This is a genomic window from Micromonospora sp. CMU55-4 (assembly GCF_011602315.1).
Classification (GTDB): Bacteria; Actinomycetota; Actinomycetes; order Mycobacteriales; family Micromonosporaceae; genus Micromonospora; species Micromonospora chalcea.
Map to the genome: position 1 here is coordinate 1 of NZ_JAAOLH010000058.1, position 600 is coordinate 600.

General features: G+C 67.8%; 1 pseudogene. It reads left to right on the forward strand.

Features of this window, described 5'->3' with window-relative positions:
- Nucleotides 1–291: 291 nt before the first annotated feature.
- A pseudogene (locus tag HA073_RS30230) lies at nt 292–600 on the forward strand (hypothetical protein); the annotation flags it as partial.

Genomic DNA, 600 nt, shown 5'->3' on the forward strand with positions numbered 1-600 from the left:
TTCGCTCCACCACATAACCCGGGGTGCCCTCCTTCCGCCGCGACGGCGGGAGGAGGGCACCCGACCTCGGAGCGGCCCGGCTGGCCGTGGTGTCCCCCACCGGGGCGTCCGGACCGCACTGCGCCCGCCCATCCCACCCGCACCCTTATGCGGGTTTTTTTCGTATATGGCCACGAGGCGAAGAAGGTTCTCATACGGTCGTTCTCAGCAGCTACAACCGATTTGTAGCGAAGGCCGCCTCGCCAGGGCGAAGCGACCTTGTCAGGTACAAGGAGAGGGCAGAGAGCTCCGATGTCCAACTACCTTCGCAATAACAATGACGCCACCAGCAAGACCATCTCCCCGCTCCGGCGTCGCCGGATGTGGCTCGCCACGGGCGTCGTGGGCCTGACCGGAGCGGTCAGCCTCGCCGGCGTGGCCTACGCGACCACCGGGGCCACCGGCCCGCACCGGCTCGCCGACGTCAAGTGGTCGACCACGCAGCAGCTCAGCGACGACGACCACGGCGACAAGGGCGAGTACGGCCGGGACGGGTACGACAAGGACGGCAAGGACGGCAAGGACGGCAAGGACGGCAAGGACCGTGGCCAGGAAGGCCGT